Below are 25,964 nucleotides of genomic sequence, written 5' to 3'. Positions count from 1 at the left end.
ACAAACACGCATTCCGGGGCAAATCACCGGAAAATAGAGTGAATATTATGATCCAAAATTATCAGGGCGGCGTATTTTAACGACTTCCGTGAATATCTGCCTGCTTCCTGCATCCTTTTCTTCAAATCTGGCAGATGAACAGCGTATAATCCCGCTCCTTTTGTTTATTTTTTCTTCGGAAGCATTATGAGCGCAATTTCCCTGATCCAGCCGGATCGTGACCTCTTCTCCTGGCCCCAGTACTGGGCGGCCTGCTTTGGACCGGCGCCGTTCCTGCCGATGTCCCGGGAAGAGATGGACCAACTGGGCTGGGACAGCTGCGATATCATTCTGGTCACGGGCGATGCCTACGTTGACCACCCGAGCTTCGGCATGGCCATCTGTGGCCGTATGCTCGAAGCGCAGGGCTTCCGCGTGGGGATCATCTCCCAGCCCGACTGGAACAGCAAAGACGACTTTATGCGTCTGGGTAAACCGAACCTGTTCTTCGGTGTGACCGCAGGCAACATGGACTCGATGATCAACCGCTATACCGCCGACCGTAAGCTGCGCCATGACGACGCCTACACGCCGGATAACGTGGCGGGCAAACGTCCGGACCGCGCAACCCTCGTCTACACCCAGCGCTGCAAAGAAGCCTGGAAAGACGTGCCGGTGATCCTGGGCGGCATCGAGGCGAGCCTGCGCCGCACCGCGCACTACGACTACTGGTCAGATACCGTGCGCCGCTCGGTGCTGGTGGATTCCAAGGCCGACATGCTGATTTACGGAAACGGCGAGCGTCCGCTGGTGGAAGTGGCGCACCGCCTGTCGCAGGGCGAGCCGGTGAGCAGCATCCGCGACGTGCGCAATACCGCCATTATGGTGAAAGAGGCGCTGCCGGGCTGGCGCGGGGTAGATTCCCGCATCATCGATATGCCGGGCAAAATCGACCCGATCCCACATCCGTACGGCGACGATCTGCCGTGTGCCGATAACAAACCGGTAGAGCCAAAGAAGGCGGAAGCGAAGGCGATCGTCGTGCAGCCGCCGCGTCCGAAGCCGTGGGAAAAGACCTACGTACTGCTGCCCTCCTACGAGAAGGTGAAAGCCGACAAGGTGCTCTACGCGCACGCGTCCCGTATTCTGCACCATGAAACAAACCCGGGCTGCGCCCGCGCGCTGATGCAGAAGCACGGCGAGCGCTTTATCTGGATCAACCCGCCAGCGATCCCGCTCTCCACCGAAGAGATGGACAGCGTCTTTGCGCTGCCGTACAAGCGCGTGCCGCACCCGGCGTACGGCAACGCCCGCATCCCGGCGTATGAGATGATCCGCTTCTCGATCAATATCATGCGCGGCTGCTTCGGTGGCTGTTCCTTCTGCTCCATTACCGAGCACGAAGGGCGCATTATTCAGAGCCGCTCTGAAGATTCAATCATCAATGAGATCGAAGCCATCCGCGATTCCGTGCCGGGCTTTACCGGCGTGATTTCCGATCTTGGCGGCCCAACCGCCAACATGTATATGCTGCGCTGCAAATCACCGCGCGCGGAACAGACCTGTCGTCGCCTCTCCTGCGTCTATCCGAGCATTTGTGAACACATGGACACCAACCACGAGCCGACGATCAACCTCTACCGCCGCGCGCGCGATCTGAAGGGCATCAAGAAGATCCTCATCGCGTCCGGGGTGCGTTATGACATCGCCGTGGAAGATCCGCGCTACATCAAAGAGCTGGCGACGCACCACGTGGGTGGCTATCTGAAGATTGCGCCGGAGCACACCGAAGAAGGCCCGCTGTCGAAGATGATGAAGCCGGGCATGGGCAGCTACGATCGTTTTAAACAGCTGTTCGACACCTACTCGAAGCAGGCGGGCAAAGAGCAGTATCTGATCCCGTACTTCATCTCCGCCCACCCGGGCACGCGTGATGAGGACATGGTGAACCTGGCGCTGTGGCTGAAGCAGCGCCGCTTCCGCCTGGATCAGGTGCAGAACTTCTATCCGTCACCGCTCGCCAACTCGACGACCATGTACTACACCGGCAAGAACCCGCTGAGTAAGATTGGCTATAAGAGTGAAGACGTGGTGGTGCCGAAAGGGGATAAACAGCGTCGTCTGCACAAAGCGCTGCTGCGCTACCACGATCCGGCCAACTGGCCGCTGATCCGCCAGGCGCTGGAAGAGATGGGCAAAAAGCACTTGATCGGCTCGCGCCGCGACTGTCTGGTACCGGCCCCGACGCTGGAGGAGATGCGCGAAGCGCGTCGCCAGAATCGCAATACGCGCCCGGCGCTGACCAAGCACACGCCGATTGTGCATCAGCGTTCGAACGGTGGAGCGGGAACGAAGAAGACCGTAAAACGTAAGATCGGTTAAACCTGTAACAAAGCCCGGTGGCGCTAGCGCTTACCGGGCCTACAGGCCAGCGCGTAGGCCGGGTAAGGCGCAGCCGCCACCCGGCTTTTTTACGCGATTATCCGCCAAACTGATCCGGGTCCGGCCCTAAACGCTTGCCCTTATCCAGCTTCGCAATTTCCCCCAGCTCATCTTTGTCCAGACGGAAATCCCAGACGTCGAAGTTCTCGGCGATGCGCGATGGCGTGACCGATTTCGGGATCACCACCAGGCCGTTGTCCAGATGCCAGCGAATGACGATCTGCGCCGGGGTTTTGCCGTATTTATCCGCCAGGTCGCGGATAATTTTCTGATCGAATACCCCTTCACCGCCCTGAGCCAGCGGGCTCCAGGATTCGGTCTGAATCTTATGCGTGGCGTTCCAGGCGTGAAGCTGGCGCTGCTGCAACAGCGGGTGCAGCTCGATCTGGTTAATCACAGGCGCGACGCCCGTCTCGTCAATCAGCCGCTGCAGGTGATGAACCTGGAAGTTACAGACGCCGATACTTTTCACCAGCCCCGCTTTTTGCAGTTCAATCATCCCTTTCCAGGCATCAACGTAATGGTCGATGGCCGGAACCGGCCAGTGCATGAGATACAGGTCGACGAAATCGAGCTGGAGCTTCTCTAGACTCTCCTGCAGGGCTTCGCGGGGACGCTTTTGATCGTCATTCCACAGTTTCGTGGTGATGAATAACTCATCGCGGGGGACACCGGCGCTGGCCAGTGCGGTCCCCACGCCGTCCTCGTTTTTGTACGCGGCGGCGGTGTCAATCGACCGGTAGCCGACTTCCAGGGCTTTATGAATGGCGGAGACGACCTCGTCGTTACCGGCTTTCCATACACCTAGCCCCAGCTGGGGCATCACGTTGCCGTCCTGCAGCTTGATTACGGTTTGGTTTGCCATTTTTCCTCCTTCAGGTGCGCATCGCCGGAGGGAGACTCCGGCGATGGGGTGTGCATTAAGTCTGGACGAAATGTCAAAAAACGAAAGTCGGGGGGACAAAAACGCTTAGCGTGCCGCCTCGTAAATACGGCGGCTGACGTCCAGGGTAATGTCGCCGTGCTCGCCCAGATGGGTCATGCCATGCTCTTCGAGTTTCGCCAGCAGGGCAGGGATAGAGCTGCCGTCCAGACCGTAGCCAGACAGACGCGTTGGCACGCCCAGACCTTCAAAGAAGCTGCGGGTCGCTTCGATGGCGGCATCAATACGCGCATCGTCAGAACCCTCGGTGATGTTCCACACGCGCTCAGCGTACTGCAGCAGTTTGGCGCGTTTGGTATCACGTTTTTCATTCCACAGCGCAGGCAGCACAACGGCCAGCGTCTGCGCATGATCCAGACCGTGCATCGCCGTCAGCTCGTGGCCCAGCATGTGCGTCGCCCAGTCCTGCGGCACGCCAGCACCGATCAGGCCATTCAGCGCCTGGGTGGCGGCCCACATCACGTTGGCGCGAACGTCATAGTTTTCCGGCTCTTTCAGCGCTTTCGGACCTTCTTCAATCAGCGTCAGCAGAATGCCTTCCGCGAAGCGATCCTGAATTTTGGCGTTCACCGGATACGTGACGTACTGCTCGACGGTATGAACAAAGGCATCGACCACGCCGTTCGCGACCTGACGCGCAGGCAGGGTGTAGGTGTAGACCGGGTCCAGGATGGCGAAGACAGGCTGAACGTGTTCGTTCATGAAGGCCTGCTTGTCGCCGGTGGTTTTACGGGAGATCACCGCGCCCTTGTTGGATTCAGAACCGGTGGCCGGCAGGGTCAGCACGGAGCCCATCGGGATGGCGCTTTTGATGTCGCTGCCGCGGGTTTCCAGAATGTGCCACGGATCGATGCCGTCAGCATAGTGCGCTGCCGCCGCGATGAATTTGGTGCCGTCCAGCACGGAGCCGCCGCCGACCGCCAGCAGGAAGGTGATGTTTTCTTCGCGGGCGATTTTCACCGCGTTCATCAGCGTTTCGTAGGACGGGTTTGGCTCAATGCCGCCGAACTCACGCACGTCCAGACCGTCCAGCGCGCTGTAAACCTGATCCAGCACGCCGGTTTTTTTCACGCTGCCGCCACCGTAGGTGATCAGCACGCGGGCGTCAGCAGGGATCTGTGCGCGCAGGTCAGCGATAGCGTCTTTACCAAACAGAATGCGGGTTGGGGTGTGAAGATTAAAGTTGTTCATTGCTCGTTCCCTTTAGTGGGTGAAAAACCGTGGTGCGCAGAGGGCGACCTGATGCTGCACATTGTGGCTGTCCGGGGCTACGCCCTCAATGCACATTCCTGCCGATGTCTTGCCCATTTCTACAGAGCGCTGGAGAAAGCGCGGAAAACAACGCACACTGTCAACGTCGAAAACCGCACCCGGAGTAACGCAAGATGAACCGTGAGGCTATCTGCCAGCAGCTCACTGCGCAGATTAAGAGATTGATAGATAATGAAAATCGTGCCAGCGATCTGCTGCCGGACATTCGCCTGCTCTACGGCACGCAGCCCGGAACGCGCACGCCGGTCATGTACCAGCCGGGCATCGTTTTTCTCTTCTCAGGCCATAAAATTGGCTATATCAACGAGCGCGTGTTCCGCTACGACACCAATGAATATCTGCTGCTGACAGTACCTTTACCCTTCGAATGTGAAACCTTCGCGACAGAGGCGGTTCCGCTGGCGGGGATCCGCGTCAATGTTGATATCCTCCAGCTGCAGGAGCTGCTGATGGAGATTGGCGAAGACGAACTCTTCCAGCCTTCGATGGCCTCAAGCGGGATCAACTCGGCAACGCTGTCGGAAGAGATCCTCTGCGCCATTGAGCGTCTGCTGGACGTCATGGAGAGGCCGCTGGACGCGCGCATACTGGGCAAGCAGATTATCCGAGAAATTCTGTACCACGTGCTGCTGGGCCCGGGCGGCGGCGCGTTACTTGCCCTGGTGAGCCGACAGACCCACTTCAGCCTGATAAGCCGCGTGCTCAAGCGTATCGAAAGCCAGTACACCGAAAACCTCAGCGTCGACCAGCTGGCGGCGGAAGCCAATATGAGCGTCTCGGCGTTTCACCATAACTTTAAATCGGTGACCAGCACTTCGCCGCTGCAGTACCTCAAAACCTACCGGCTGCATAAGGCGCGGATGCTGATGATCCACGACGGCATGAAGGCCAGCGCGGCGGCGATGCGGGTGGGCTATGAAAGTGCGTCGCAGTTCAGTCGGGAGTTTAAGCGCTATTTCGGCGTCACGCCGGGAGAGGATGCGTCACGTATAAGAACGATGCAGGGAGCCTGACGAAAAACGTAGGCCGGGTAAGCGATAGCGCCACCCGGCTTTGTTGAATTATGCGCTGCAGTACTTCTTCTTAATCACTACCGCGATGGTTCCCACCAGACCCGCCACCAGCAGGAACATCGGCAGCACCATCAGGAAGGTCATCACCTGATCTTCGTGGTGTTTCACGAAGGGGATCATATTCAGCGCATAGCCGAATGTCGTCACCACGCCAACCCAAAGCAGGGCGCTCAGCCAGTTGAAGAACTGGAAGCGGCGGTTCGACAAACCGGAAATGCCCGCCATCGTCGGCAGAAGGGTGCGAACGAACGCCAGAAAACGTCCGGCCAGCAGCGCAAGCAGGCCGTGTCGGTCAAACATGCAGGTTGCACGCTGATGGTATTTATGGGGTAACTGCGCCAGCCAGCTTTTGACCACGCGCGTGTTGCCGAGCCAGCGGCCCTGCAGATAGCTCAGCCAGCAGCCCAGGCTGGCTGCGGAAGTGAGGATAACCATCGTGGGCGTAAAGTCCATGACGCCTTTGCCGATCAACGCCCCGGCAAGCAAAAGCAGACTGTCACCGGGTAAAAACGAAGCTGGCAGTAATCCATTTTCCAGAAACAGCGTTGCGAACATCACGAAATAGACGACGCCTATGACGTGAGGATCCGCCAGGGCGGCAAAATCATGTTGCCAGAGCGCCGCGATAATATCTTGAATAACAGCCATGGACTTTCCTGTGGAACAGCAGATATAGCGCTATTGTACTCCCTAATTCGCCCGTCGGGTTTGATCCCGGGCGCAACTCATGCAGACTTTTCTGCTTGCGGTGTCCACAAAAGCGTCCAGAGAGTACATTTTCAGCCAGCACTCTACACGATACGCTCGAACCCTGCTGCTAAATCCGCAATCAGATCGTCAACATTTTCTAAACCGATATGCAGTCGAATCAGGGTACCGCTGAAGTCCACTTCACCGCCGGGGCGCAGGGCCGCGATCTGCTCCGGCTGGTTAGCCAGGATCAGGGATTCAAAACCGCCCCAGGAGTAGGCCATGCTGAAGAGGCTAAAATTATCCAGATAGCTTGCCAGCTCGTCATTATTCAGCCGTTTTTTCAGCACAAACGAGAACAAACCGCTGCTGCCCGTAAAGTCACGTTGCCAGAATTCATGCCCCTTACTGCCCGGCAGCGCCGGATGGTTTACGCGCTCAACCTGCGGATGCTGCGCCAGCCATTCGGCCACCTTCAGGCTGCTTTCGTGGTGCTGACGCAGGCGAACGCCCAGCGTGCGGATTCCGCGGCTGGTCATGTACGCCGTGTCGGCATCCACCATCTGGCCCATCAGATAGGCGTTTTCACGCAGCTGATCCCAGCAGCGCGCGTTGGAAACCGCAGTACCAATCATGCCGTCAGAGTGGCCAATCAGGTATTTCGTCGCCGCCTGGATGGAAATATCAATGTCGAATTCCAGCGCTTTGAACAGCACGCCTGCCGCCCAGGTGTTGTCGATCATAATGATCGCCTCTGGCGCTTTGCTGCGCACGGCCTTGACGATAGCCGGCACGTCGTGAACTTCCATGGTGAGCGACCCCGGCGATTCCAGGAATACAATGCGCGTGTTTGGCTGAATAAGTTCGGCAATACCTTCACCAATCAGCGGGTCGAACCAGCCGGTCGTCACGCCAAGCTTGCTGAGGATTTTGGTACAGAAGTCCTGGCTGGGTTCATAGGCGGTGTTGGTCATCAGGATATGGTCGCCCTGTTCCACAAACGCCAGAATGGTGTTGGCGACCGCCGCCGCGCCGCACGGGAACAGCGCGCAGCCTGCGCCGCCTTCCAGCTCGCACATCGCTTCCTGTAAAGAAAAATGGGTTAGCGTGCCGCGACGACCATAAAACAGTCCGCCTTTTGCGCGGTTGCGCGTGGCGTTTTTTTTCTCCTCAACGGTATCAAACACCAGCGAGGAGGCGCGTTGAATCACGCTGTTGACCGATCCCTGAGTATATTTTTTGCTGCGTCCTGCCTGTACCAGCGTGGTATCAAGATGCTTCGTTGTCATGTTCGCTAACCCTGTTTTTATACGTCTGGACGTCCAGACTACCACGATTGGAAAAAACTGCACCCGCAGGCTTATCGAATAAGCAGAAAATATTAGCAAAAAAGCGCATAAGAAATTTTTACTGCGTAAGCGCAAGGAAAGTGAACGAAAATTGCGGCACTATGCAAATACTAATGAGAACTACTATCAATTCGACGATGTTTTGATATTATTACGTTCAGATTTTGTGATTTGCGTCCTGGAGATACAGAGTGGGTAATAATTTGATGCAGGCGGATCTCTCCGTTTGGGGCATGTATCAGCATGCTGACATCGTGGTTAAGATTGTGATGATCGGCCTGATTCTGGCGTCCGTTGTCACCTGGGCTATCTTCTTCAGCAAGAGCGCCGAGCTGCTTTCGCAGAAGCGTCGCCTCAAGCGGGAACAGCAACAGCTGGCAGAAGCCCGCTCTCTGGATCAGGCCTCAGATATGACCTCATCCTTCCACGCGAAAAGCCTGACTACCCTGCTCGTGAATGAAGCTCAGAACGAGCTGGAACTCTCCGCGGGCAGTGAAGATAACGAAGGCATCAAGGAGCGTACCGGTTTCCGTCTGGAACGTCGCGTGGCGGCCGTTGGCCGACACATGGGGCGCGGCAATGGTTATCTGGCCACCATCGGCGCGATTTCGCCGTTCATCGGTCTTTTCGGTACGGTCTGGGGCATCATGAACAGCTTTATCGGTATCGCGCAGACCCAAACCACCAACCTGGCGGTCGTTGCGCCGGGTATCGCCGAAGCGCTGCTGGCGACGGCGATTGGTCTGGTCGCGGCGATTCCGGCGGTGGTTATCTACAACATCTTCGCGCGGATGATTGGCAGCTACAAAGCCACCCTCGGTGACGTTGCCGCGCAGGTTCTGCTGCTGCAGAGCCGCGATCTCGACCTGAATGCCAGCGCCGTTAAGCCGGTGCACGCGGCGTCCAAACTGCGCGTAGGTTGATATTATGGCGATGCGTCTAAACGAAAATCTGGACGATAATGGCGAAATGCATGAGATCAACGTGACGCCGTTTATCGACGTCATGCTGGTTCTGCTGATCATCTTCATGGTGGCCGCGCCGCTGGCGACGGTGGACGTGAAGGTGAATCTGCCAGCCTCGTCCAGCCAGCCGCAGCCGCGCCCGGAAAAGCCTGTCTATCTGTCCGTGAAGGCCGATAAATCGATGTTCCTCGGTAACGACCCGGTAACGGCCGACTCTGTTATCCCGGCGCTGGATCAGCTTACCGGCGGTAAAAAAGACACCACGGTCTTCTTCCGTGCGGATAAAACCGTGGATTATGAAACCATGATGAAGGTAATGGACACGCTGCATCAGGCGGGTTATCTGAAGATTGGGCTGGTCGGCGAAGAGAAAGCGGCCGCGAAGTGATAAAGAAGCTGGCGAAAGCCGGCTTTTTTTATGCCTGTTGGGTTTATGCGTTCTTATTTTCCGTCGGTGCGGTAGAGGGGGTTGCCAGCGCGTCCTCATCAAGCGCAACGCAGGTGACGTTTGAGGTACGGTACTCGCCGTCTGACAGTTTGCGCGTCAGACGCAGGGTGGCGATCTCTCTGGCAAGCAGATACTGGTAGTTGGCCTCAAGGCGTCCCAGAAGCTTCTCTTTTAGCTCTGGCCGCTGTTCCATGATGGCGTTCATCACGGCACCGTAAATTTCTTCTTTGACCTGCAGCGGATAAATCTCACGGCGATTCTGCCATTTCAGCCGCACCAGCGTCGCCGGGATCGATACCAGGTCTTGTGTAATGCGCGTCATCTCGTCATTTTTTGTGTTTCGCAGCGCGTCGAGATTTTGCTTTAAGATAAATTCATCACTTTTTTTATCATCCAAAGTCAAATAAACGTCGTTATTTTTAACTTCCTTCACGTTAATCCTCCCCCAGGCTATAAAAAATTGGGTTGTTTTTTTCGCGCGTAATTAAGTTAAGCCAAATTTCATTGCCCGCTTCGTTAATTTCTTTGGTTTTTTCGGCCAATATTTGACTTAGTTTCTGGGCATCTATTTCACCTTCGGCCTGCAGATCATTCAGCAGGTGGACAAAGGCTTCAATTTTTATGGCGCGAAATAAGCGGTCTTTTATATGACGATCGTGCTCTTCCAGCAACATATTACGGGATTTGCCGGTACGGGAAACACCAATTAATATATCAGGCTCGAAATCAGAGAGCTTTCTTTTCCCCTGAGTGAAACTGACCTCTTTTTCTGCTTCCGTCGGTTGCTGTTCCACAGGCGTAATGTGGTACTTAGCCGGGACGAGATAGTCGGGCAGCATTTTTAATTTCCTTTAATTTCAACAGGGTGGGGTTGGTAAAGGCGTGAGATTCGTTGACAATATCATGAGGCAAATTTAAAATCAAAAAAATGGAGCCTACCCATGAACAGCATCTTTTTTACGGTCATCACATTACTATTACTGACCGCTGGTGTGCTTTTATTGATGCAGGAGTTCAATAAAACGAAAGTGTCGAAAGACACCAGTGAACCGCCGCAACCGGAACTCATGACAAAAGAGGAAGGGGAAGACCATTTCTCTGTATTGATGAACTCCGTTACGCCTGTCTGGTACTGGCGGGTGAACCATGAATATATCGACTTTTTACACGCGACAATTAAACGCATGAAAATGTCGGAAATTAATGACACGCCCGGACTGTTTGAAGCACAGCGTCGCTGTAGCGATCTCAATTCAGCCGTGTATAAATATTATGACAATATCAAAAAACGCTGCCTTAACGGCGAGAAGGTCTCTTATTCCGATCTGGACGTATTAAATTTGCGTCAGTGTTTTCGTGAGTTCAGCCTTGAAGCCTACCCGGAGCTGGTGGTGCTGGTCTGGCCGGAATACGCCCGTCCCGAGGTTAACCCCGACAACGTCTGAGTGACCATACTGGTGAGCTATTGCAAACAGTCAGCGCCATTGGGATATACTGGGCGCTGGTTTCTTTTGCAAACAGGACTTTATGGAACGCTTTTTTGAAAACGCCATGTACGCCTCTCGCTGGATACTGGCCCCCGTCTATTTTGGCCTTTCGCTGGCGCTTATCGCGCTGACGATTAAGTTCTTTCAGGAAATCCTGCACGTTCTGCCGAATATCTTTTCCATTGCCGAGGCGGATTTGATTCTGGTTCTGCTGTCGCTGGTGGATATGACCCTGGTGGGCGGGCTGCTGGTAATGGTGATGTTCTCCGGCTACGAGAATTTCGTCTCTCAGCTGGATATCGACGAGCGCAAAGAGAAGCTCAGCTGGTTGGGCAAAATGGATGCCTCGTCGCTGAAGAATAAAGTGGCCGCGTCGATTGTGGCGATCTCTTCTATCCACCTGCTACGCGTGTTTATGGACGCGAAGAACGTGCCGGATAACAAACTGATGTGGTACGTCATTATCCATCTGACGTTTGTGCTGTCTGCGTTTGTGATGGGGTATCTGGATAAGATCAGTAAGAAGTAAAGTACGCCTTACCCCTCACCCTAACCCTCTCCCCAAAGGGGAGAGGGGACTGCTCGGTGCGGTATTATTTATCAGACGACGCCTGCCACAGGTTCAACTCCCCATCCGCAACATGCTGGTCAATCCGCTTGAGTTCGTCCTCAGTAAAGCGCAGGTTATCCAGCGCCCGAACGTTCTCCTCAATCTGTTCCGGGCGGCTTGCGCCAATCAGCACTGACGTCACGCGCGCGTCTTTCAGCAGCCAGCTCAACGCCATCTGCGCCATAGTCTGACCCCGCGCCTGCGCCATTTCACTCAGCAAACGCAGGCTGTTCAGGTTGGCTTCGGTCAGCATTTTTTCGTTCAGACCGCGGACTTTCTTGCCTTCACGCTGCATGCGTGAATCTTCAGGAATACCGTTCAGGTATTTTCCGGTCAGCAGCCCCTGCGCCAGCGGGGTAAAGGCGATGCACCCGGTACCGTTTGCCGCCAGCGCATCCAGCAAACCGGTCTTATCGACCCAGCGGTTGAGCAGGTTATAGGACGGCTGGTGGATCAGCAGGGGGATCTTCCACTCGCGCAGCAGCTCGGCCATTTTTTGCGTGCGCTCGGTTGAATAGGAGGAAATGCCTACATACAGCGCTTTGCCGCTCTGCACGGCGTGGGCAAGCGCAGAGGCCGTCTCTTCCATCGGCGTGGTTTCATCCACGCGGTGGGAATAGAAAATATCCACGTAGTCGACGCCCAGGCGTTTCAGGCTCTGATCGAGGCTGGCGAGCAGATATTTGCGCGATCCGCCTGAGCCGTATGGCCCGGCCCACATGTCGTAACCCGCCTTGGTGGAGATAACCAGCTCGTCGCGATACGCGGCAAAGTCCTCCCGCAGCAGACGGCCAAAATTCTCTTCCGCGCTGCCTGCTGGCGGGCCGTAGTTGTTGGCAAGGTCGAAATGGGTAATGCCGAGGTCAAAGGCTTTACGCAGCAGCGCCCGCTGGGCATCAAGAGGCTGAATATGGCCGAAGCTATGCCACAGGCCAAGCGACAGCGCGGGCAGGCGAAGGCCGCTTTTGCCACAGTGGCGGTACTGCATGTTCTCGTAGCGGTCAGGGGCAGGGTACCAGGACATGATGTCTCCTTTTCTTATCGATGAATTTTTGAAACGGCGTTTTCATTCTGTCCTTATCAAAACACAAATCCCGGGGAGAAGCGATGGCAGAACTCCCTGCCAGCAATTTTCCCCGGGATGCGTCAGACGTTGAGTCCCGCACTGCCCGGTACACGCAGGTCACCGGGCAATCAGACGACAATCAGAAGCTATAGCTCATCCCCGCCTGTACGCTGGCATCGTTATCCACATCGCCAGTACCGACATAGACGCCGGTAGTCAGGGTGAAGTTATGGGCGATGGTGGCGTTGATACCTGCCCCAAAGATGCCCATGGTGTTGTTGTGACCGGAGGTGTTGTGATAATCCGCCGCCTGAATGTCGGTGTCATCGCTGAACTCTTTCTGGAAGCGCGCGTCGATCCACGGCATCACCTTCACGTTCTTGTTCAAATCGCGAAGGGTGGTGGTGAGCCTCACGCCCGCACCGCCGTTCCAGGAAGAGACCTGGCTGTCGGCAAAGGTGACTTCGCTGTCAGAGAAGCCGTTCGCTTTGGTCTGATCCCAGCCAAGAGTGGCGTAGGGTTGCAGCAGCGTTTCGCCTGGCAGCAACACGTTCACCCCGGTGCGGGCCTGCGCCAGATACAGACTGCCATCGGTGGAGCCGTGCAGCGCTTCCGTCATACCGCTGGTATCGCCCGTCACGTTGTTGGCAGACAGCGAGTAACGCATATCGCCGTAGCTGAAGCTGCCGTCAGCAAACAGACCCCAGGTTCGGCCGTTCAGCGCCTGCTGCCAGCCGCCATACAGGCTGTAGTAGTTACCGTAAACGCTGTCTTTGAAGCTATCCGCGCCGTCGCTGGTGTCCTGCACGCGGCTGCGCGTCCACGCCAGCGCGATACCGCCGGTGACGCTGTCGCCGTTGTCCAGATGCGCCGTCCAGTCTACGCCGCCCTGCGCACCCTGAGTGATGCTTTTGTAGTCGACGTCGTTGCTAAAATTACCGTTCTGATAAAGGAAATCGCCCCAGACCTGCGCACCGTCCTGCTGTTCTCCCAGCAGGTTTGCCAGATGCACCTGGTTCATGTGGTTGCTGATGTCATCCGCTACCTGATGCCCGGCCTGTTCCGCTGCATCCAGGCCGGCTACCAGCCCCTGAACGTCGCTCGCAAGGTTGCCCTTCTGGCTGTTAAATTCAATATTCCAGCTCTGGCTATTATCTGCAGTCAGCTGAGCCTGAGGCGCGCTGTCGGCCGCAACAATATTCAGACTGTTGTTGTAGTTATACGCGCCGCTACGGTTCTCCACGGTCTGGTCGCCGTTGGTAAACGTGGCTGCTGCATAATTCTGCGGCGCACTGCTGCCCGACGTGGTGAAGGTCCCCAGGACTATTCCCTGCTGATTTTGCGCTGACGGCGTAATGCTGTTCACCACCACGGCGTTATTTGCGCCGGTAATATTACCGAAATTCACGTAGCTGTCGGTGCTCATGGTAACCAGCGCATTGCTGCCGGTGGTGTTGGCAATCAGGGTTGAACCGTTTTGCAAACTCCAGCTGGTTGCATCGTTAATTTTATCAATGGCAATGCTGTTATCGCTGGTGGTATTTACCGTTTCAAACTGGCTTATTTGTCCGGATATAGAACTGCCCGCATCCATTGACAGGGTATCGCTGCCGTCACCACCGTTAACATTGCCATTGACATGTGAATCATTGGTCAGCACGACCGTATCATCACCTGCACCCGTTGTAATATCACCGTTGACGGTCGCGTTGTTCTGCAGCGTAATTGTGCTATTGCCCGTACTCTGGCTGGTATTTATCTCGCCATTCACGGTGCTGTTATCCACCAGAACGGAATTTGCGGCGTTACCATCGACGGTCACATTGCCATTTACCACGCTGTTATTGGTCAATGAAATCAGCGTGGTGCCGTTTTCGTTAAAGGCCCCAATGTCGCCGGTGACCGTACTGTTATCCAGCGCCAGCGAATCAGCCTTCGTTCCGTACATCGCGATGGCGACATCGCCAAAGGCATCCAGGTTGATGTCGCTGAATGGCTTGTATTCGCTCAGTTTTACCGCCAGCGTGTCGATGTTCTGCGCGATTTCGCTCTGCGAGGCATCCACGGAAGCGTTTGTCAGCGTAATATTGGTATCAGATTTATCGCTACCCGCGTAAATACCGCCTTTATCCATCGTGCTGTTGCTGATGGCAATATTTTGTGCACCGGCTCCCGCACTGAGAATACTGCCGTGCAGCATGCTGCCGTCCTCAACGTTGACGGTGTGGTAACCTTTATCCATGGGGTCGAGATAAATGGCGGAACCCATCATATAGGCTTTCTTGCCCTCGTAGCTTCCGGCGTCATTTTCGCCATTCAGCGTGGCGTCATCGATGGTCACCGTCGTATTGGTGGTTGCACCGGTATTGCCCACTTCGATCATATCGACGGTGGCGCCGTTATTCACCGTAATATTAGCCGTCCCCCCGTTGCTGCCCTGAATATAATGGCCGGACATGTCGGTACCAGAAACGGTTAATGACTGGGTATCCCCTGATTCACGGCTTCCATCCATAAAGATATTATTTGCGGTGGTGTCGGCCATAATGGCATTAGTCACGCCGGGATCTTCATAAAAACTATTATCTACATATTTCGTTAAGCCGCAGGTCTGCGATGTCACGCCCGGCTGGCAGGGCGTAGCGGGTGTTACGTTAGCCTGGGCGCCAAATGACGTTAAAGCCACTAATACACATTGCGAAAGCAATGTACGATTCATTAATTTGCGCATTTGAAGTTCTCTGGATGAGTCGAAAATTGTCCGGCTCTTTTTAAATGAATTTATTTAAAATAAGAACTTCCTCAGCAGGTAAGGATGTAATGAAATCTAAAAAAATATCCTGCACAATAATTAGCGTTTAAATAATTAAATATGATTAATAAATTTAATTTAATTCATGAGCTAAATGCTTTGGAATGATTTGCATACAAATTAAAGGGTTTCTTGACCGGTCGTGCGGTTCTTTGACCGGCTCATTCATCAGGGTATTCATCCTTTCGGGTTGTGAGGTTAATTAACTGTTTGTCTGTTTTACATTTCGACGGCTGCTGAAATATGAAAACATGTATTGAGCAGTAAGATTTTCCCCGCAGTGATTATCCTTTTCCGGCGAACGGCAGGGTAGCGAAGATTTTTATAAAATTACGCGCGAAATAGTATAACTTCGTCAGTTTCTGCCGATAACGAGGGTAAGACTCGCCTCTGGGCGAATTCACCCTCACGGCAAGGAAGACTTATGAATATGCTCCGTAATTTCACGATCCGTTTCGTCATGCTGGCGATTCTCGGGATCTTTTGTTTAATGTGGGCGGGTGTTGGGCTGTACAGCTCCTGGTCTCTGTCTCGCGTTTCAGATGGCAACGAGGTGGACCGCCAGCTGGTCAAGCAGATGACGGTGCTCAGCCAGGGCAACGATCAGTATTTCCGCTTTGTGACCCGTCTGAGCCGCGCAATGGAAGTCAAAGCCGCAGGCGGCACGCCGGATCTGGCCTCTGCCCAGCAGGCGCTGGATAACATGGGCAAGAAGCTGGCAGAGATGAAAGCGATCTCCCCAGGCCCAATGGACCCCCAGGTCTCTTCCCGGGTGATCGGTGCCTGGCAGGCGCTGCTCGAACAGGGCGTGACGCCGCAAATGCAGCAGGCGAAACTGGGCGCGCTGGACGGCTATCGTCAGCAGGCTAATAACGTCACGCCAACGCTGAGCCGCGCGTTCGGCGCGGCGGCTGAAGAGTTCAACAATGCTGCCGCGAAGTCGCTCGACAGCACCCGCGTGGTGGTGGACGGCCTGACCAGCATGACCCGTACGGTGATTATCGTCGCCACGATCGTCGGTCTGCTGATCCTGCTCTTCACCGACCGTTACCTGGTCGCGATGCTGGTCAAACCGCTGGACCGCATTCGCCAGCAGTTCCGCCAGATTGCTCAGGGCGATCTCAGCCAGCCCATTGAGCCGTTCGGCCGCAACTGCGTGGGACAGCTGGTGCCGCTGCTGAGCGCCATGCAGGACAGCCTGCGCGAGGCGGTCAGCACGATCCGCTCCGGCAGTGAAAATATCTGGCGCGGGGCGACGGAGATTTCCAGCGGTAACAACGATCTCTCCTCCCGTACCGAGGAGCAGGCGGCGGCACTGGAAGAGACGGCAGCCAGCATGGAACAGCTGACCGCTACGGTGAAACTGAACGCGGAGAGCGCCCGCCAGGCAAGCCAGCTGGCCGATGTGGCCTCAACCACCGCCAGCCGCGGCGGTTCGCTGGTGGAAGAGGTGGTAAGCACCATGAGCGGTATTTCGGAAAGCTCGAAGAAAATTGCTGAAATCACCAACGTCATTAACAGCATTGCCTTCCAGACCAATATTCTGGCACTTAACGCGGCGGTTGAAGCCGCGCGCGCGGGTGAACAGGGCCGAGGCTTCGCCGTCGTCGCAGGCGAAGTTCGCAACCTGGCAAGCCGCAGCGCCAACGCGGCGAAAGAGATTGAAGGGCTGATTACCGACTCCGTGTCCCGCGTCGAGCAGGGTGCAAAGCTGGTAAGCGACACGGGTACGACCATGGATGCGATTTTGCGGGACGTGACGGAAGTGACGACCATTATGAAGCAAATCGCCTCTGCCTCTGAGGAGCAGAGTAAGGGCATTTCGCAGGTCGGTATCGCCATTACCCAGATGGACGGCGTCACCCAGCAAAACGCCTCGCTGGTGGAGGAGGTTTCCGCGGCGGCTTCGGCGCTGGAGCGTCAGACCGAAGATCTTCAGCGCTCGGTGCAGAAGTTCCGCCTGACGGCATAACGCAACGTGATAAGGCCGCCTTGAGCGGCCTTACATTATTAACGCCTTCCCCATTCCGCGTGCTCTGAAACTGCTATTCTTTTGCTAACGCCTGACGTTCTGGACTCTCTTCTACGAGGTGTTGCTATGAACAGATCGTTATCTTTTATCCCTGTCCTTTCTCTCATTTTTCTGACGCTTTTCTCGGTTTCCACCAGCGCGACCCAGCAGGCGCAGGCGCGGCGCGTGGCGCGTGATGTCAGGCAGGAAACCCGCGACGCGTCACGGCAGGTGAAACAGACCTGCGTGGCGAACAATAACCAGAGTAATCACGACTGCCGCCAGGATAAACGTCAGATGAAACAGGCCGGGCGGCAAAAAGCGCGGGATATAAAGTATTAACATAACAGGCGAGGCGGCATGCGAACATGTTTCTTGCCGCCTTTTTAAAAAGCGTAAGTCAATATATTTCAAAAATTAAAATATTCGCTTGTGACAATATATTTGGCATTTTCTGCACATTCCAGAACATGAAAATTAATATTGTCTTAAGAATTCGCCGACATAATGAATTATCTTCTTGAAGCCGGAAATAATTCAATTTATGAAAAACCGTATTATTTTATTAGCAGCCCTGGCAGGTTTTGCCGTGGTCAATACAGCGATGGCCCAGAGCGTCACGGTCGATGTCCCCACCGGGTATAAGGTCGTGATTGTTCCGCAGTCAGCCACGGTTCCTGAGGCGGTAAGCGTTGCGCCTGCACCTGTACAAACAACGTATGCCGCCCCTGCTCCGGTCTATCATCCGCGTGCACGCCATGTGGCGAGCGTGGCGGAAGGAATGGTGATTGAGCATCAGTATGACGATCACCATTGATGTATTGCCCGGGTCGCATATCCGGGCCTATTTTGGAGTGGCTCTCACGCTGTTGTGTTTAATCCTGCTGTTGCAATTCGGGATATTGGGTATCCCGTTGCAGATGCCACTTCGGCGATACGCTTAAATGAGGGATTACCGTTTGGTGAAAGTGATTTGTAGAGTGATTCGCGAGAAATGCCTGCGCGTTTTGCAATGACAGTCATCCCGCCGGAGGCTTCTATAACATGTCGTAAAGCCAGGATGAATGCCTCATAGCCTCCGGGCTCGTCAATTTCAATGAAAGCCTGATGAAGATATACGGGCGCGAAATCCGGAGAATCTTTCAGGAGTTGTACCATTGCGTCATCATGGAGTACTGATTTAGCCATTGCGATTTCCTTTTATATCCTGCGCTTGTAGTCGTTGAGGTACTCAACGGCTCTTTCAATATCTGCACTTTGCTTTTTTTCGTTCCAGTCAGTAGCACCAGACTCACTGCGCCATCTGCCGGATCGGAGACTTCGCTGAAATAGACACGGTAACCCGGCCCCTGGTTAATTCTGAGCTCTGAAACGCTCTCTCTGCATGGTTTACAATCACCATAGTTACCCGTTGACATTCTGGCGACACGCGTGGCAATCATGGTTTTTGCTATGGGATCTTTCACACTTCTTAGATATGCATCAAAAGGGTCATACCCGTCAGCTGTGATGTAGTGTTTAACCTTAGCCATTATTGTAGCCTGTAGTTTACAATAAGCAAATGCATTGTAATCTTCAGGCTACGACTGGCAATTGTTAACATCGCTGCGACAGAGGGGAAATGCTATTTCGGAAAGCGGCTCGCAAAAATGCGAGATTGGGTGCGGGGTTATTACTGAACAGCCATGAGGCCGGGCACGCGCTGCGACGCCCGGCGAAGTTTATCAGTGCGTCGCTTCACCAATCAGCGCGCCCGTTCCCGCGCCAACGGCTGCACCTTTCAGCACGCTCTTGCCGGTAACCGCCGCGGCACCTGCGCCCACGGCAGCCCCTACGGCGCCGCCTTTACGCGCGGCTTTACCTTTGTCGCCGTTTTTGAACATGGCACCCGTGCCTGCGCCAACAACGGCACCGCCAACGGTGGATTTCAGATCTTTGCCCGTGGCCGCGCCAATGGCAGCGCCTGCTACCGCGCCAGCGGCGGTTTTATCGATGGCCATTCCCGAGGTGGAAAAAATGAGGGCGCTGATAACCAGCGTTGTTTTAATCAGTTTCATAACAGATCCTTTGTGACTGCTGTCGGTTGATACGTCGCTTCTCACTCTGAGGTGAGAAAAACGCACAGATAGTGCCAGCAATACCGGCTCAACCTTTAGGCCAATCATGCCCTGCGAAAGGATCTCGGTTGCCGGGCGGCGATCCGCCCGGCAGAACATTACGCCTGACGCTTATCTTCCGTATTGGTCTCGAAGTCGCTCGCCGCGTGGCGTTCGTGGAGCTGCTCGTTCAGCTCGCCGCTGGTGCGGTTAACGATGCGTCCGCGCTTAACGGCATGGCGATTCGCCACGTCTTTCGCCCAGCGCTGCACGTTGGTGTACTTTTCTGCGTCGAGGAACTCAGCGGCGTTATACACGCTGCCCAGCGCCACGCAGCCGAACCATGGCCAGATGGCGATATCCGCAATGGTGTACTCCTCACCCGCCACGTAGCGACCGCGCGCCAGCTGTTTATCCAGCACGTCGAACAGGCGTTTAGCTTCCATGGTGAAGCGGTCAATCGCGTACTCAATTTTCACCGGGGCATAGTTATAGAAGTGGCCAAAGCCGCCGCCGAGGAACGGCGCCGCGCCCTGCAGCCAGAACAGCCAGTTCAGCGTCTCGGTGCGTCCCGCCGGATCTTTCGGCAGGAAGTGGCCGAATTTCTCCGCCAGATAGAGCAGGATATTGCCGGATTCAAAGACGCGCGTTGGCGGGTTCGTGGAGTGGTCACGCAGCGCTGGGATTTTCGAGTTCGGGTTCACCTCCACGAAGCCGCTGGAGAACTGGTCGCCCTCGCCGATGCGGATCAACCACGCGTCGTACTCCGCGCCCGTCACGCCCAGCGCCAGCAGCTCTTCGAGCATGATCGTCACTTTCTGGCCGTTCGGTGTGCCCAGCGAGTAGAGCTGCAGCGGGTGAGAGCCGACAGGAAGATCTTTCTCATGGGTCGCGCCGGAAATGGGGCGGTTGATGTTGGCGAACGCGCCGCCGTTGTTCTTTTTCCATTCCCACACTTTGGGTGGCTGATACGTGTTGTCTGACATGTTGGCCTGCCTTTTGAGTGATGTGTTGAGGCAGTGTAGCAGGAGATTTGTGAAGCGTTTAACGTTGTGAGCGCAAGCAATTAACCGCTATTCCTTCTGCTGCTTATATATATCAAATACGGCATAAGCTTAATCGAAAATCGCATTTTCATAATTAATGCGTAAACGGATAAAGCTGCATATGATGCTTCAACATAAATAAAAGATGCAGTCATAAACACTTTATAAGGCAAGGAGTTAGTGAGATGCGCAAGCTTCTGTTATCGGCAGTGGTTGTTTCGCTCGCGTTAGGCCTGGCGGGCTGTGATGATGCGAAAAATAAAGAGACAAATACGCCCTCAGCGGCAAAAAGCGATGCGCCAAAAGCGGGCGGTTCGCTGATTATCGGTATTACCTCCGGCGACCCGTTAGCTGTAAATCCGCTCTACGCCAGCGACCGTACCACGTTGACGATCATGCAGGCGCTCTATGCCCCGCTCTATAGCTTCAATAACGGTAAGATCGAATGGGGCCTGGCGGAAAGCCTGACGCCCTCCGCCGACAACCTGAGCTACACCCTGACGTTAAAACCCAACCTGAAATGGCAGGACGGCCAGCCGCTGACGGCGGACGACGTGGTCTTCACCTTCAATAAGCTGCTGGATGCCAAACAGCACAGCTTCTTCCGCAGCATGTTCACCTACGGCGATAAGCCGGTACAGGTAAGCAAGGTTGACGACCGCACCGTTAAGTTCACCTTACCGCAGGTCAGCGCGGCCTTTACCGGCACGCTGGTACAGATCTACCCGATCCCGCAGCACGTGTTCGCCGGCGAAGGCGACCTGGAAAAGAGCAGCAAAAACGATGCACCGGTCGGCTCCGGGCCGTTCAAATTTAAAGAGTACCGCGCCGGACAATATTATGCCCTGACCCGTTTTGACGATTACTGGAACGGCAAAGCGAAGCTAGATTCGGTGACCTACCGTTTCGCCAAAGACAGTAACGCCGCCAACCTTGCGCTGCAAAACGGTGAAATCAACCTCAAGATGGTTGACCCGCAGGATGTGAACCGCCTGAAAAATACCGGTAAGTTTGACTTCGTGGTCTATCCGGAAGGCCGTCTGGCCTATATGACGTTCAACCAGAACGTGCCGGTAATGAAGAGCAAAGAATTGCGTCAGGCCATTGCGTACGCCATCAACAAAGACGAGCTGACCCAGACCGCCTTTACCTCGCTGGACTACGCCAAACCGGCGACGTCCTTCCTGACGCCCGATACGCTTTACAAGACGGATGACGTCGAGCAATACACATTCGACCTGCAAAAAGCTAAAGAGCGGCTTAAAGCGTCCGGCGCGCCGGACAACCTCAAGCTGCGCCTGGCGTATGTGAATACCAACAAAACCCAGGAGAGCATGGCGCTCTACATTCAGCAGGCGCTGAAGGGCATTGGGGTGAACGTGGAGCTGATGCCGCTGGACTCCAACGCCATGTCCCAGCGCAGCCTCGATATGAACAACACCGCGTGGGAGCTGAACCTGGGCGGCTACATCATGGGCTCAGAGCCGGACGGCTACAAATCGCTGTTCATGAGCAACGAAGCCTATAACTACGCGCACTACAAAAATCCGCAGTTTGATGCCCTGTGGGATAAAGGCGCCGTGGAAACCGACGCCGCAAAACGTGCCGATATCTACAAGCAAATTCAGCAGACCGTGGCGAACGACATGACGTACTACCCGATCGCCTATACCAATGCGACCGTCGCGGTAGACAAGCGTTTCGGCGGCACCCAGGAAGCGGAGCCGAAACCGGTCTATCTGTTCCAGGATCTGTCAAAAATCTATCAGAAATAAGCGATTGCCCCGGCCGTCGGGTCGGGGCCTTGGTAAGGGCATGTCGTGAACACACTCCTCACGCGTCGGCTGCTGCAGCTGCTGCCGATGCTGTTCTTCATTTCGCTGGTGGCGTTTTTGCTGGTCAAGCTCGCGCCCGGCGATCCGGTGGCGGCGTACATCACGCCGCGCATGGCTCCGGAAGATATCGAACGTATTCGCCAGAGTCTGGGGCTGGATAAGCCGCTGGTCACGCAGTACGTCCTGTGGCTGAAGAACGTCCTGCAGGGCGATCTCGGCTATTCGCTGATCTACCACCGGCCGGTGCTGGAGATGATCGGCGAACGCATTCCGGCCACCCTGGGGCTGATGGGCGCGTCGCTGCTGCTGGCGATCGTGCTGGCCATACCGCTGGGCCTGCTGGCGGGGGCATTTAAGCACCGCTGGCTGGATCACCTGCTGAACCTGTTCGCCTATATCGGCATCTCGGTGCCGATTTTCTGGTTCGGCATCTTGCTCATTACGGTCTTTGCCGTGCAGCTTAACTGGTTCCCCAGCATGGGGATGCGCACCATCGGCATGGAGGATAATACGCTGGACGTGCTGCGCCACGGCGTGCTGCCGTGTATTGCCCTCACGTTCTACAACCTCTCCAGCTACGTGCGCTACATCCGCTCCAACACCATCTCGCAGCTCTCGGCCGACTACGTGCAGACCCAGCTGGCTTACGGCGCCACGCGTTCCAGCATTCTGTTCCGCCACGTGCTGAAAAACGTGCTGCTGCCGGTGATCACCCTGTTTGGGCTGTCGTTCGGTGAGCTGATTGTGGGGGCCTACGTGACGGAAAGCGTCTTCTCCTGGCCGGGGATGGGGCTGCTCGGGATCCAGTCGATCGCCTCGCTGGACTACCCGCTGATCATGGCGATCGTCATGCTCTCGTCGATGATGCTGATCGTCGGTAACCTGATCGCCGATCTGCTTTATCGCTTCGCCGATCCCCGCATTCGTACGCTGAGGTAACCCGCATGAGCAGACGCTGGAAGCAGGTTCGTCACCAGCTGCGCCGCAATCGTCCGGCGCAGTTCTCCCTGTTTGTGCTTTTTATATTTGTTATCGCCGCGCTCTGTGCGGGCTTGAGTCCGTACGATCCGGATCGGATGGCGCTTGGCGCACGCACGCTGCCGCCGGATTCTGCGCACTGGTTTGGCACCGACGAGTACGGGCGCGACTACTTCACCCGCGCGCTGTATGGCGGGCAGATCTCCCTGATGGTCGGTTTTCTCGCCATGCTCTTTTCCACTCTTATCGGCACGGTGGTGGGAACGGTGAGCGGCTACTTTGGCGGCTGGCTGGACAACCTGATGATGCGCGCCGTGGATATCCTGATGGCCATTCCGGCCTTCTTCCTGCTGCTGGTGGTGAATGCGTACCTCAAGCCGGGCGTGGATAACATCATTCTGATCATCAGCCTGCTGACGTGGATGAACATGTCGCGGCTGGTGCGCGCAGAAACCCTGTCGGTGAAAGAGCGCGAGTATGTGCTTTATGCCCGCGCGTCGGGGGAGCACCCGCTGCGCATTATCGTTCGCCACATTATTCCCGGCGTGTTGCCGACCATTATCGTGGCCGCCACGCTCAATATCGCCTCGGCCATTCTGATGGAGTCGACGCTCAGCTTCTTAGGGCTGGGCGTACAGGCACCGGCGGCGTCGTGGGGAAGCATGCTCAACAACGCCCAGTCTTATATTGGCGAAGCGTCGTGGCTGGCGATGTTCCCCGGCATTCTTATCCTGCTGACGGTGTTCAGCTTTAACGTGCTGGGCGATGTGTTCCGTACCGCCTTTGAGCCAGGAGCGAATCGCGATGAGTAGCTTATTAGCGCTTGAGAACCTGCAAACCACCTTCCGCACCCGCGAGGGCGAGGTTCACGCGGTGCGCGGCGTGAGCTTTCAGGTTCAGCCGGGGGAGCTTGTCGGCATCGTCGGCGAGTCGGGCTGCGGGAAAAGCGTCACCTGTAAGTCGATCATTCAGCTTCTGGGGAGCAACGGACGGATAACCGGCGGCAGCGTTCGCTTCCAGAATGACGATCTGGCGCAGAAAACCCCTGCGCAGATGCGCGCCATTCGCGGCAACGAGATCGCGATGATTTTCCAGGATCCGATGACCGCCCTGAACCCGGTGCTGACCATCGGTAAACAGATGGCAGAGATCCTGATGCGCAATAAAGGGCTCACCAAAAGAGCGGCCAAAGCGGCGGCGATCGCCATGCTGGAACAGGTGGGGATTGCCGAGGCGGAACGCCGATACGACCAGTATCCCCACGAGTTCAGCGGCGGGATGCGCCAGCGGGTGATGATCGCCATTGCGCTCTCCTGCAACCCGAAGCTGCTTATTGCCGATGAGCCGACCACCGCGCTGGACGTTACCATTCAGGCGCAGATCCTGCGTCTGCTGAAAAGCCTGCAACAGCAGACCCAAACCGCGATTCTGCTGATCACCCACGATCTCGGCGTGGTGGCGCAGGTCTGCAGCCGCGTGGTGGTGATGTACGGCGGGCTGGTGATGGAGGAGGGGAGCGTGGAGGATATTTTTTATCGCCCTGCACATCCTTATACCCAGGGGCTGCTGGCCTCGCTGCCGCGCCCGGATGAGGTCAACCAACGTTTATCGCCCATTGAGGGCGCGCCGCCTGGCCTGCTTAACCCGCCGCCGGGCTGTCCGTTCGCCGAACGCTGCCCGAAACGCATGCCCCAGTGTGAACGGCAGCCCGCTTTTTACGCCATGGGTGAAGGCCATCGCGCCGCCTGCTGGCTATGGGCCGATAAGGAGATTCAGGCATGAGTGAACAACAGGCCCCTTTAGTAAGCGTGCGCGATCTGCGCAAACACTATGCGCTTAACGGCGGTCTGCTGCGTAAAGGCGCGGCGGTGAAGGCGGTTGATGGCGTGAGCTTTGATATCCAGCCCGGCGAGACGTTTGGCCTGGTGGGCGAGTCCGGCTGCGGGAAATCCACCCTCGGGCGCGCCATTCTGCGCCTTTTCGATATCACCGCGGGCGAGATCCACTTTGCCGGACAGGCGATTGCCCATGCTCGCGAAAGAGAGCTCAAGCCGCTGCGTAAGCGGATGCAGGCGATTTTTCAGGATCCTTACTCCTCGCTCAACCCCGGCATGACGGTGCGGCAGCTGGTGGCCGAGCCGATGCAGATCCACGGCTACAGCCGTGAAGAACAGCGCGAACGGACGGAAACGCTGCTCTACAAAGTGGGGCTGAAGCAGGAGCACCTTGAGCGGTTCCCGCATGAGTTCAGCGGCGGGCAGCGCCAGCGCATCAGTATTGCCCGCGCGTTGTCCGTGCGTCCTGAATTTGTGCTGTGCGATGAGCCGCTCTCGGCGCTGGACGTCTCGGTGCAGGCGCAGGTGGTGAATATTCTGCAGGACCTGCAGCAGGAGCTGGGGCTGACCTATCTGTTCATCGCCCACGATCTCTCGATGGTGCGTCATATCTCCAGCCGCATTGGGGTGATGTACCTCGGTAAGCTGGTGGAGGTGGCCCCGGCGAATGAGCTGTATCAGCGTCCGGCGCACCCTTATACCCGCGCGCTGCTGGCGGCGGTTCCCCAGCCCGACCCGCGGATTCGCAACCTCGAAGACGCCACCCTGCGCGGCGAAATGCCCGGCCCTACGTCCGCGCTGCCGGGCTGTAAGTTCTGCAGCCGCTGCCCGCACGCCATGCCGGTTTGCCAGACGCAGGAGCCAGCGATGCAGGAGATCGCGCCAGGGCATTTCGCGGCGTGCTGGCTGTTTAAGATGTGAGCCTTAAACGTGTCGGGTGGCGCTTCGCTTACCCGACCTACAGGGTTTTGTGTTTTGTCGGCCGGGTAAGGCGAATTATTTACCACGCAGGTGTATGATAAACGCT

At 56.1% G+C, this 25,964-nt stretch carries 25 protein-coding genes and 1 pseudogene; 14 read left to right on the top strand and 12 right to left on the bottom strand.

Annotated elements, in window-relative coordinates:
* Window positions 1-186 precede the first annotated feature (186 nt).
* Window positions 187-2,361 carry a YgiQ family radical SAM protein gene (locus L362_RS07890; RefSeq protein WP_023344923.1) on the top strand — a complete coding sequence of 725 codons (2,175 nt, stop codon included), beginning with the start codon at window positions 187-189 and terminating at the stop codon, window positions 2,359-2,361.
* A gap of 97 nt (window positions 2,362-2,458) precedes the next feature.
* Here L362_RS07890 and dkgA read toward each other — a convergent pair whose 3' ends face one another.
* On the bottom strand, window positions 2,459-3,286 hold the full coding sequence (dkgA, locus tag L362_RS07895) for a 2,5-didehydrogluconate reductase DkgA (RefSeq protein ID WP_008502994.1): 828 nt from the start codon (window positions 3,284-3,286) through the stop codon (window positions 2,459-2,461).
* A 105-nt stretch (window positions 3,287-3,391) separates the two neighbouring features.
* A complete protein-coding gene (gene yqhD, locus L362_RS07900; RefSeq protein WP_008502995.1) occupies window positions 3,392-4,555 on the bottom strand; it encodes an alcohol dehydrogenase in 1,164 nt (387 codons plus the stop codon).
* A gap of 194 nt (window positions 4,556-4,749) precedes the next feature.
* Here yqhD and L362_RS07905 point away from each other — a divergent pair, with 194 nt between their 5' ends.
* On the top strand, window positions 4,750-5,649 hold the full coding sequence (locus L362_RS07905) for an AraC family transcriptional regulator (protein ID WP_008502996.1): 900 nt from the start codon (window positions 4,750-4,752) through the stop codon (window positions 5,647-5,649).
* Window positions 5,650-5,697: 48 nt separating this feature from the next.
* On the opposite strand, the gene yghB is transcribed toward L362_RS07905, so the two are convergent.
* The gene (gene yghB / locus L362_RS07910) at window positions 5,698-6,357 is read right to left on the bottom strand and encodes a DedA family general envelope maintenance protein YghB (protein WP_008499812.1); all 660 of its coding nucleotides are present in this window, start codon (window positions 6,355-6,357) and stop codon (window positions 5,698-5,700) included.
* Window positions 6,358-6,500: 143 nt separating this feature from the next.
* Complete coding sequence (gene metC, locus L362_RS07915; protein ID WP_023344922.1) at window positions 6,501-7,688, bottom strand: cystathionine beta-lyase; 1,188 nt, start codon at window positions 7,686-7,688, stop codon at window positions 6,501-6,503.
* A 251-nt stretch (window positions 7,689-7,939) separates the two neighbouring features.
* Between metC and exbB the strand changes: the two genes are divergently transcribed.
* Window positions 7,940-8,671: a tol-pal system-associated acyl-CoA thioesterase gene (exbB, locus tag L362_RS07920; protein ID WP_021242115.1), complete on the top strand. Its 732-nt coding sequence runs from the start codon at window positions 7,940-7,942 to the stop codon at window positions 8,669-8,671.
* 4 nt (window positions 8,672-8,675) lie between these two features.
* Window positions 8,676-9,101: a TonB system transport protein ExbD gene (exbD, locus tag L362_RS07925; RefSeq protein WP_008499809.1), complete on the top strand. Its 426-nt coding sequence runs from the start codon at window positions 8,676-8,678 to the stop codon at window positions 9,099-9,101.
* Between the two features lie 43 nt (window positions 9,102-9,144).
* Here the strand turns inward: exbD and L362_RS07930 are convergent, their stop codons facing one another.
* Both L362_RS07930 and L362_RS07935 read right to left on the bottom strand, forming a co-directional pair.
* On the bottom strand, window positions 9,145-9,594 hold the full coding sequence (locus tag L362_RS07930) for a hypothetical protein (protein ID WP_023294557.1): 450 nt from the start codon (window positions 9,592-9,594) through the stop codon (window positions 9,145-9,147).
* A gap of 1 nt (window position 9,595) precedes the next feature.
* Window positions 9,596-10,000: a hypothetical protein gene (locus tag L362_RS07935; RefSeq protein ID WP_008499807.1), complete on the bottom strand. Its 405-nt coding sequence runs from the start codon at window positions 9,998-10,000 to the stop codon at window positions 9,596-9,598.
* 102 nt (window positions 10,001-10,102) lie between these two features.
* On the opposite strand from L362_RS07935, the gene L362_RS07940 reads away from it, so the two are divergent.
* On the top strand, window positions 10,103-10,606 hold the full coding sequence (locus L362_RS07940; RefSeq protein WP_008499806.1) for an ESA_00282 family adhesion-associated protein: 504 nt from the start codon (window positions 10,103-10,105) through the stop codon (window positions 10,604-10,606).
* A gap of 82 nt (window positions 10,607-10,688) precedes the next feature.
* Entirely contained in the window at window positions 10,689-11,177 is a 489-nt protein-coding gene (locus L362_RS07945; protein ID WP_008499805.1) for a TIGR00645 family protein, read from the top strand.
* Window positions 11,178-11,241: 64 nt separating this feature from the next.
* Here L362_RS07945 and L362_RS07950 read toward each other — a convergent pair whose 3' ends face one another.
* Window positions 11,242-12,282: an aldo/keto reductase gene (locus L362_RS07950; RefSeq protein WP_023344921.1), complete on the bottom strand. Its 1,041-nt coding sequence runs from the start codon at window positions 12,280-12,282 to the stop codon at window positions 11,242-11,244.
* Between the two features lie 181 nt (window positions 12,283-12,463).
* Window positions 12,464-15,010: an autotransporter outer membrane beta-barrel domain-containing protein gene (locus L362_RS07955; protein WP_228861628.1), complete on the bottom strand. Its 2,547-nt coding sequence runs from the start codon at window positions 15,008-15,010 to the stop codon at window positions 12,464-12,466.
* Between the two features lie 550 nt (window positions 15,011-15,560).
* Here L362_RS07955 and L362_RS07960 point away from each other — a divergent pair.
* The 3 genes from L362_RS07960 to L362_RS07970 all read left to right on the top strand — a co-directional run bounded on the left by L362_RS07960 (window position 15,561) and on the right by L362_RS07970 (window position 17,964).
* The gene (locus tag L362_RS07960) at window positions 15,561-17,108 is read left to right on the top strand and encodes a methyl-accepting chemotaxis protein (protein ID WP_023344920.1); all 1,548 of its coding nucleotides are present in this window, start codon (window positions 15,561-15,563) and stop codon (window positions 17,106-17,108) included.
* Between the two features lie 126 nt (window positions 17,109-17,234).
* Window positions 17,235-17,489, top strand: a complete 255-nt coding sequence (locus L362_RS07965) for a hypothetical protein (RefSeq protein WP_023344919.1) — start codon at window positions 17,235-17,237, stop codon at window positions 17,487-17,489.
* 202 nt (window positions 17,490-17,691) lie between these two features.
* Window positions 17,692-17,964 carry a hypothetical protein gene (locus tag L362_RS07970; RefSeq protein WP_023344918.1) on the top strand — a complete coding sequence of 91 codons (273 nt, stop codon included), beginning with the start codon at window positions 17,692-17,694 and terminating at the stop codon, window positions 17,962-17,964.
* Window positions 17,965-18,008: 44 nt separating this feature from the next.
* Here L362_RS07970 and L362_RS07975 read toward each other — a convergent pair whose 3' ends face one another.
* The 4 genes and pseudogenes from L362_RS07975 to yghU all read right to left on the bottom strand — a co-directional run bounded on the left by L362_RS07975 (window position 18,009) and on the right by yghU (window position 20,229).
* The gene (locus L362_RS07975) at window positions 18,009-18,335 is read right to left on the bottom strand and encodes a helix-turn-helix domain-containing transcriptional regulator (protein ID WP_023344917.1); all 327 of its coding nucleotides are present in this window, start codon (window positions 18,333-18,335) and stop codon (window positions 18,009-18,011) included.
* Window positions 18,336-18,347: 12 nt separating this feature from the next.
* Window positions 18,348-18,679, bottom strand: a pseudogene (locus tag L362_RS07980) (type II toxin-antitoxin system RelE/ParE family toxin).
* Between the two features lie 192 nt (window positions 18,680-18,871).
* The gene (locus L362_RS07985; RefSeq protein ID WP_008499797.1) at window positions 18,872-19,204 is read right to left on the bottom strand and encodes a glycine zipper domain-containing protein; all 333 of its coding nucleotides are present in this window, start codon (window positions 19,202-19,204) and stop codon (window positions 18,872-18,874) included.
* 158 nt (window positions 19,205-19,362) lie between these two features.
* Window positions 19,363-20,229 carry a glutathione-dependent disulfide-bond oxidoreductase gene (gene yghU / locus L362_RS07990; protein ID WP_008499796.1) on the bottom strand — a complete coding sequence of 289 codons (867 nt, stop codon included), beginning with the start codon at window positions 20,227-20,229 and terminating at the stop codon, window positions 19,363-19,365.
* A gap of 245 nt (window positions 20,230-20,474) precedes the next feature.
* Here yghU and L362_RS07995 point away from each other — a divergent pair, with 245 nt between their 5' ends.
* Genes L362_RS07995 through L362_RS08015 form a run of 5 tightly spaced genes read left to right on the top strand, consistent with a single transcriptional unit; the run spans window position 20,475 to window position 25,858 of the window.
* Window positions 20,475-22,064, top strand: coding sequence for an ABC transporter substrate-binding protein (locus L362_RS07995; RefSeq protein ID WP_023344915.1), 1,590 nt, complete (start codon window positions 20,475-20,477; stop codon window positions 22,062-22,064).
* A gap of 45 nt (window positions 22,065-22,109) precedes the next feature.
* Entirely contained in the window at window positions 22,110-23,063 is a 954-nt protein-coding gene (locus L362_RS08000) for an ABC transporter permease (RefSeq protein ID WP_023344914.1), read from the top strand.
* A 5-nt stretch (window positions 23,064-23,068) separates the two neighbouring features.
* Window positions 23,069-23,914: an ABC transporter permease gene (locus L362_RS08005; protein WP_023344913.1), complete on the top strand. Its 846-nt coding sequence runs from the start codon at window positions 23,069-23,071 to the stop codon at window positions 23,912-23,914.
* Entirely contained in the window at window positions 23,907-24,884 is a 978-nt protein-coding gene (locus L362_RS08010; protein WP_023344912.1) for an ABC transporter ATP-binding protein, read from the top strand. The genes L362_RS08005 and L362_RS08010 overlap by 8 nt, the downstream gene beginning before the upstream one ends.
* Window positions 24,881-25,858 (top strand): ABC transporter ATP-binding protein, encoded by a 978-nt coding sequence (locus L362_RS08015; protein WP_023344911.1) that lies wholly within the window; start codon window positions 24,881-24,883, stop codon window positions 25,856-25,858. Before L362_RS08010 ends, L362_RS08015 begins: the two co-directional genes overlap by 4 nt.
* The last annotated feature ends 106 nt before the right edge of the window (window positions 25,859-25,964 follow it).

It is taken from the genome of Enterobacter sp. MGH 16, from assembly GCF_000493175.1.
Taxonomy (GTDB): domain Bacteria; phylum Pseudomonadota; class Gammaproteobacteria; order Enterobacterales; family Enterobacteriaceae; genus Enterobacter; species Enterobacter roggenkampii.
Note: the sequence above shows the minus strand (reverse complement) of the source record. Positions and strands in the feature narration are given on the sequence as shown.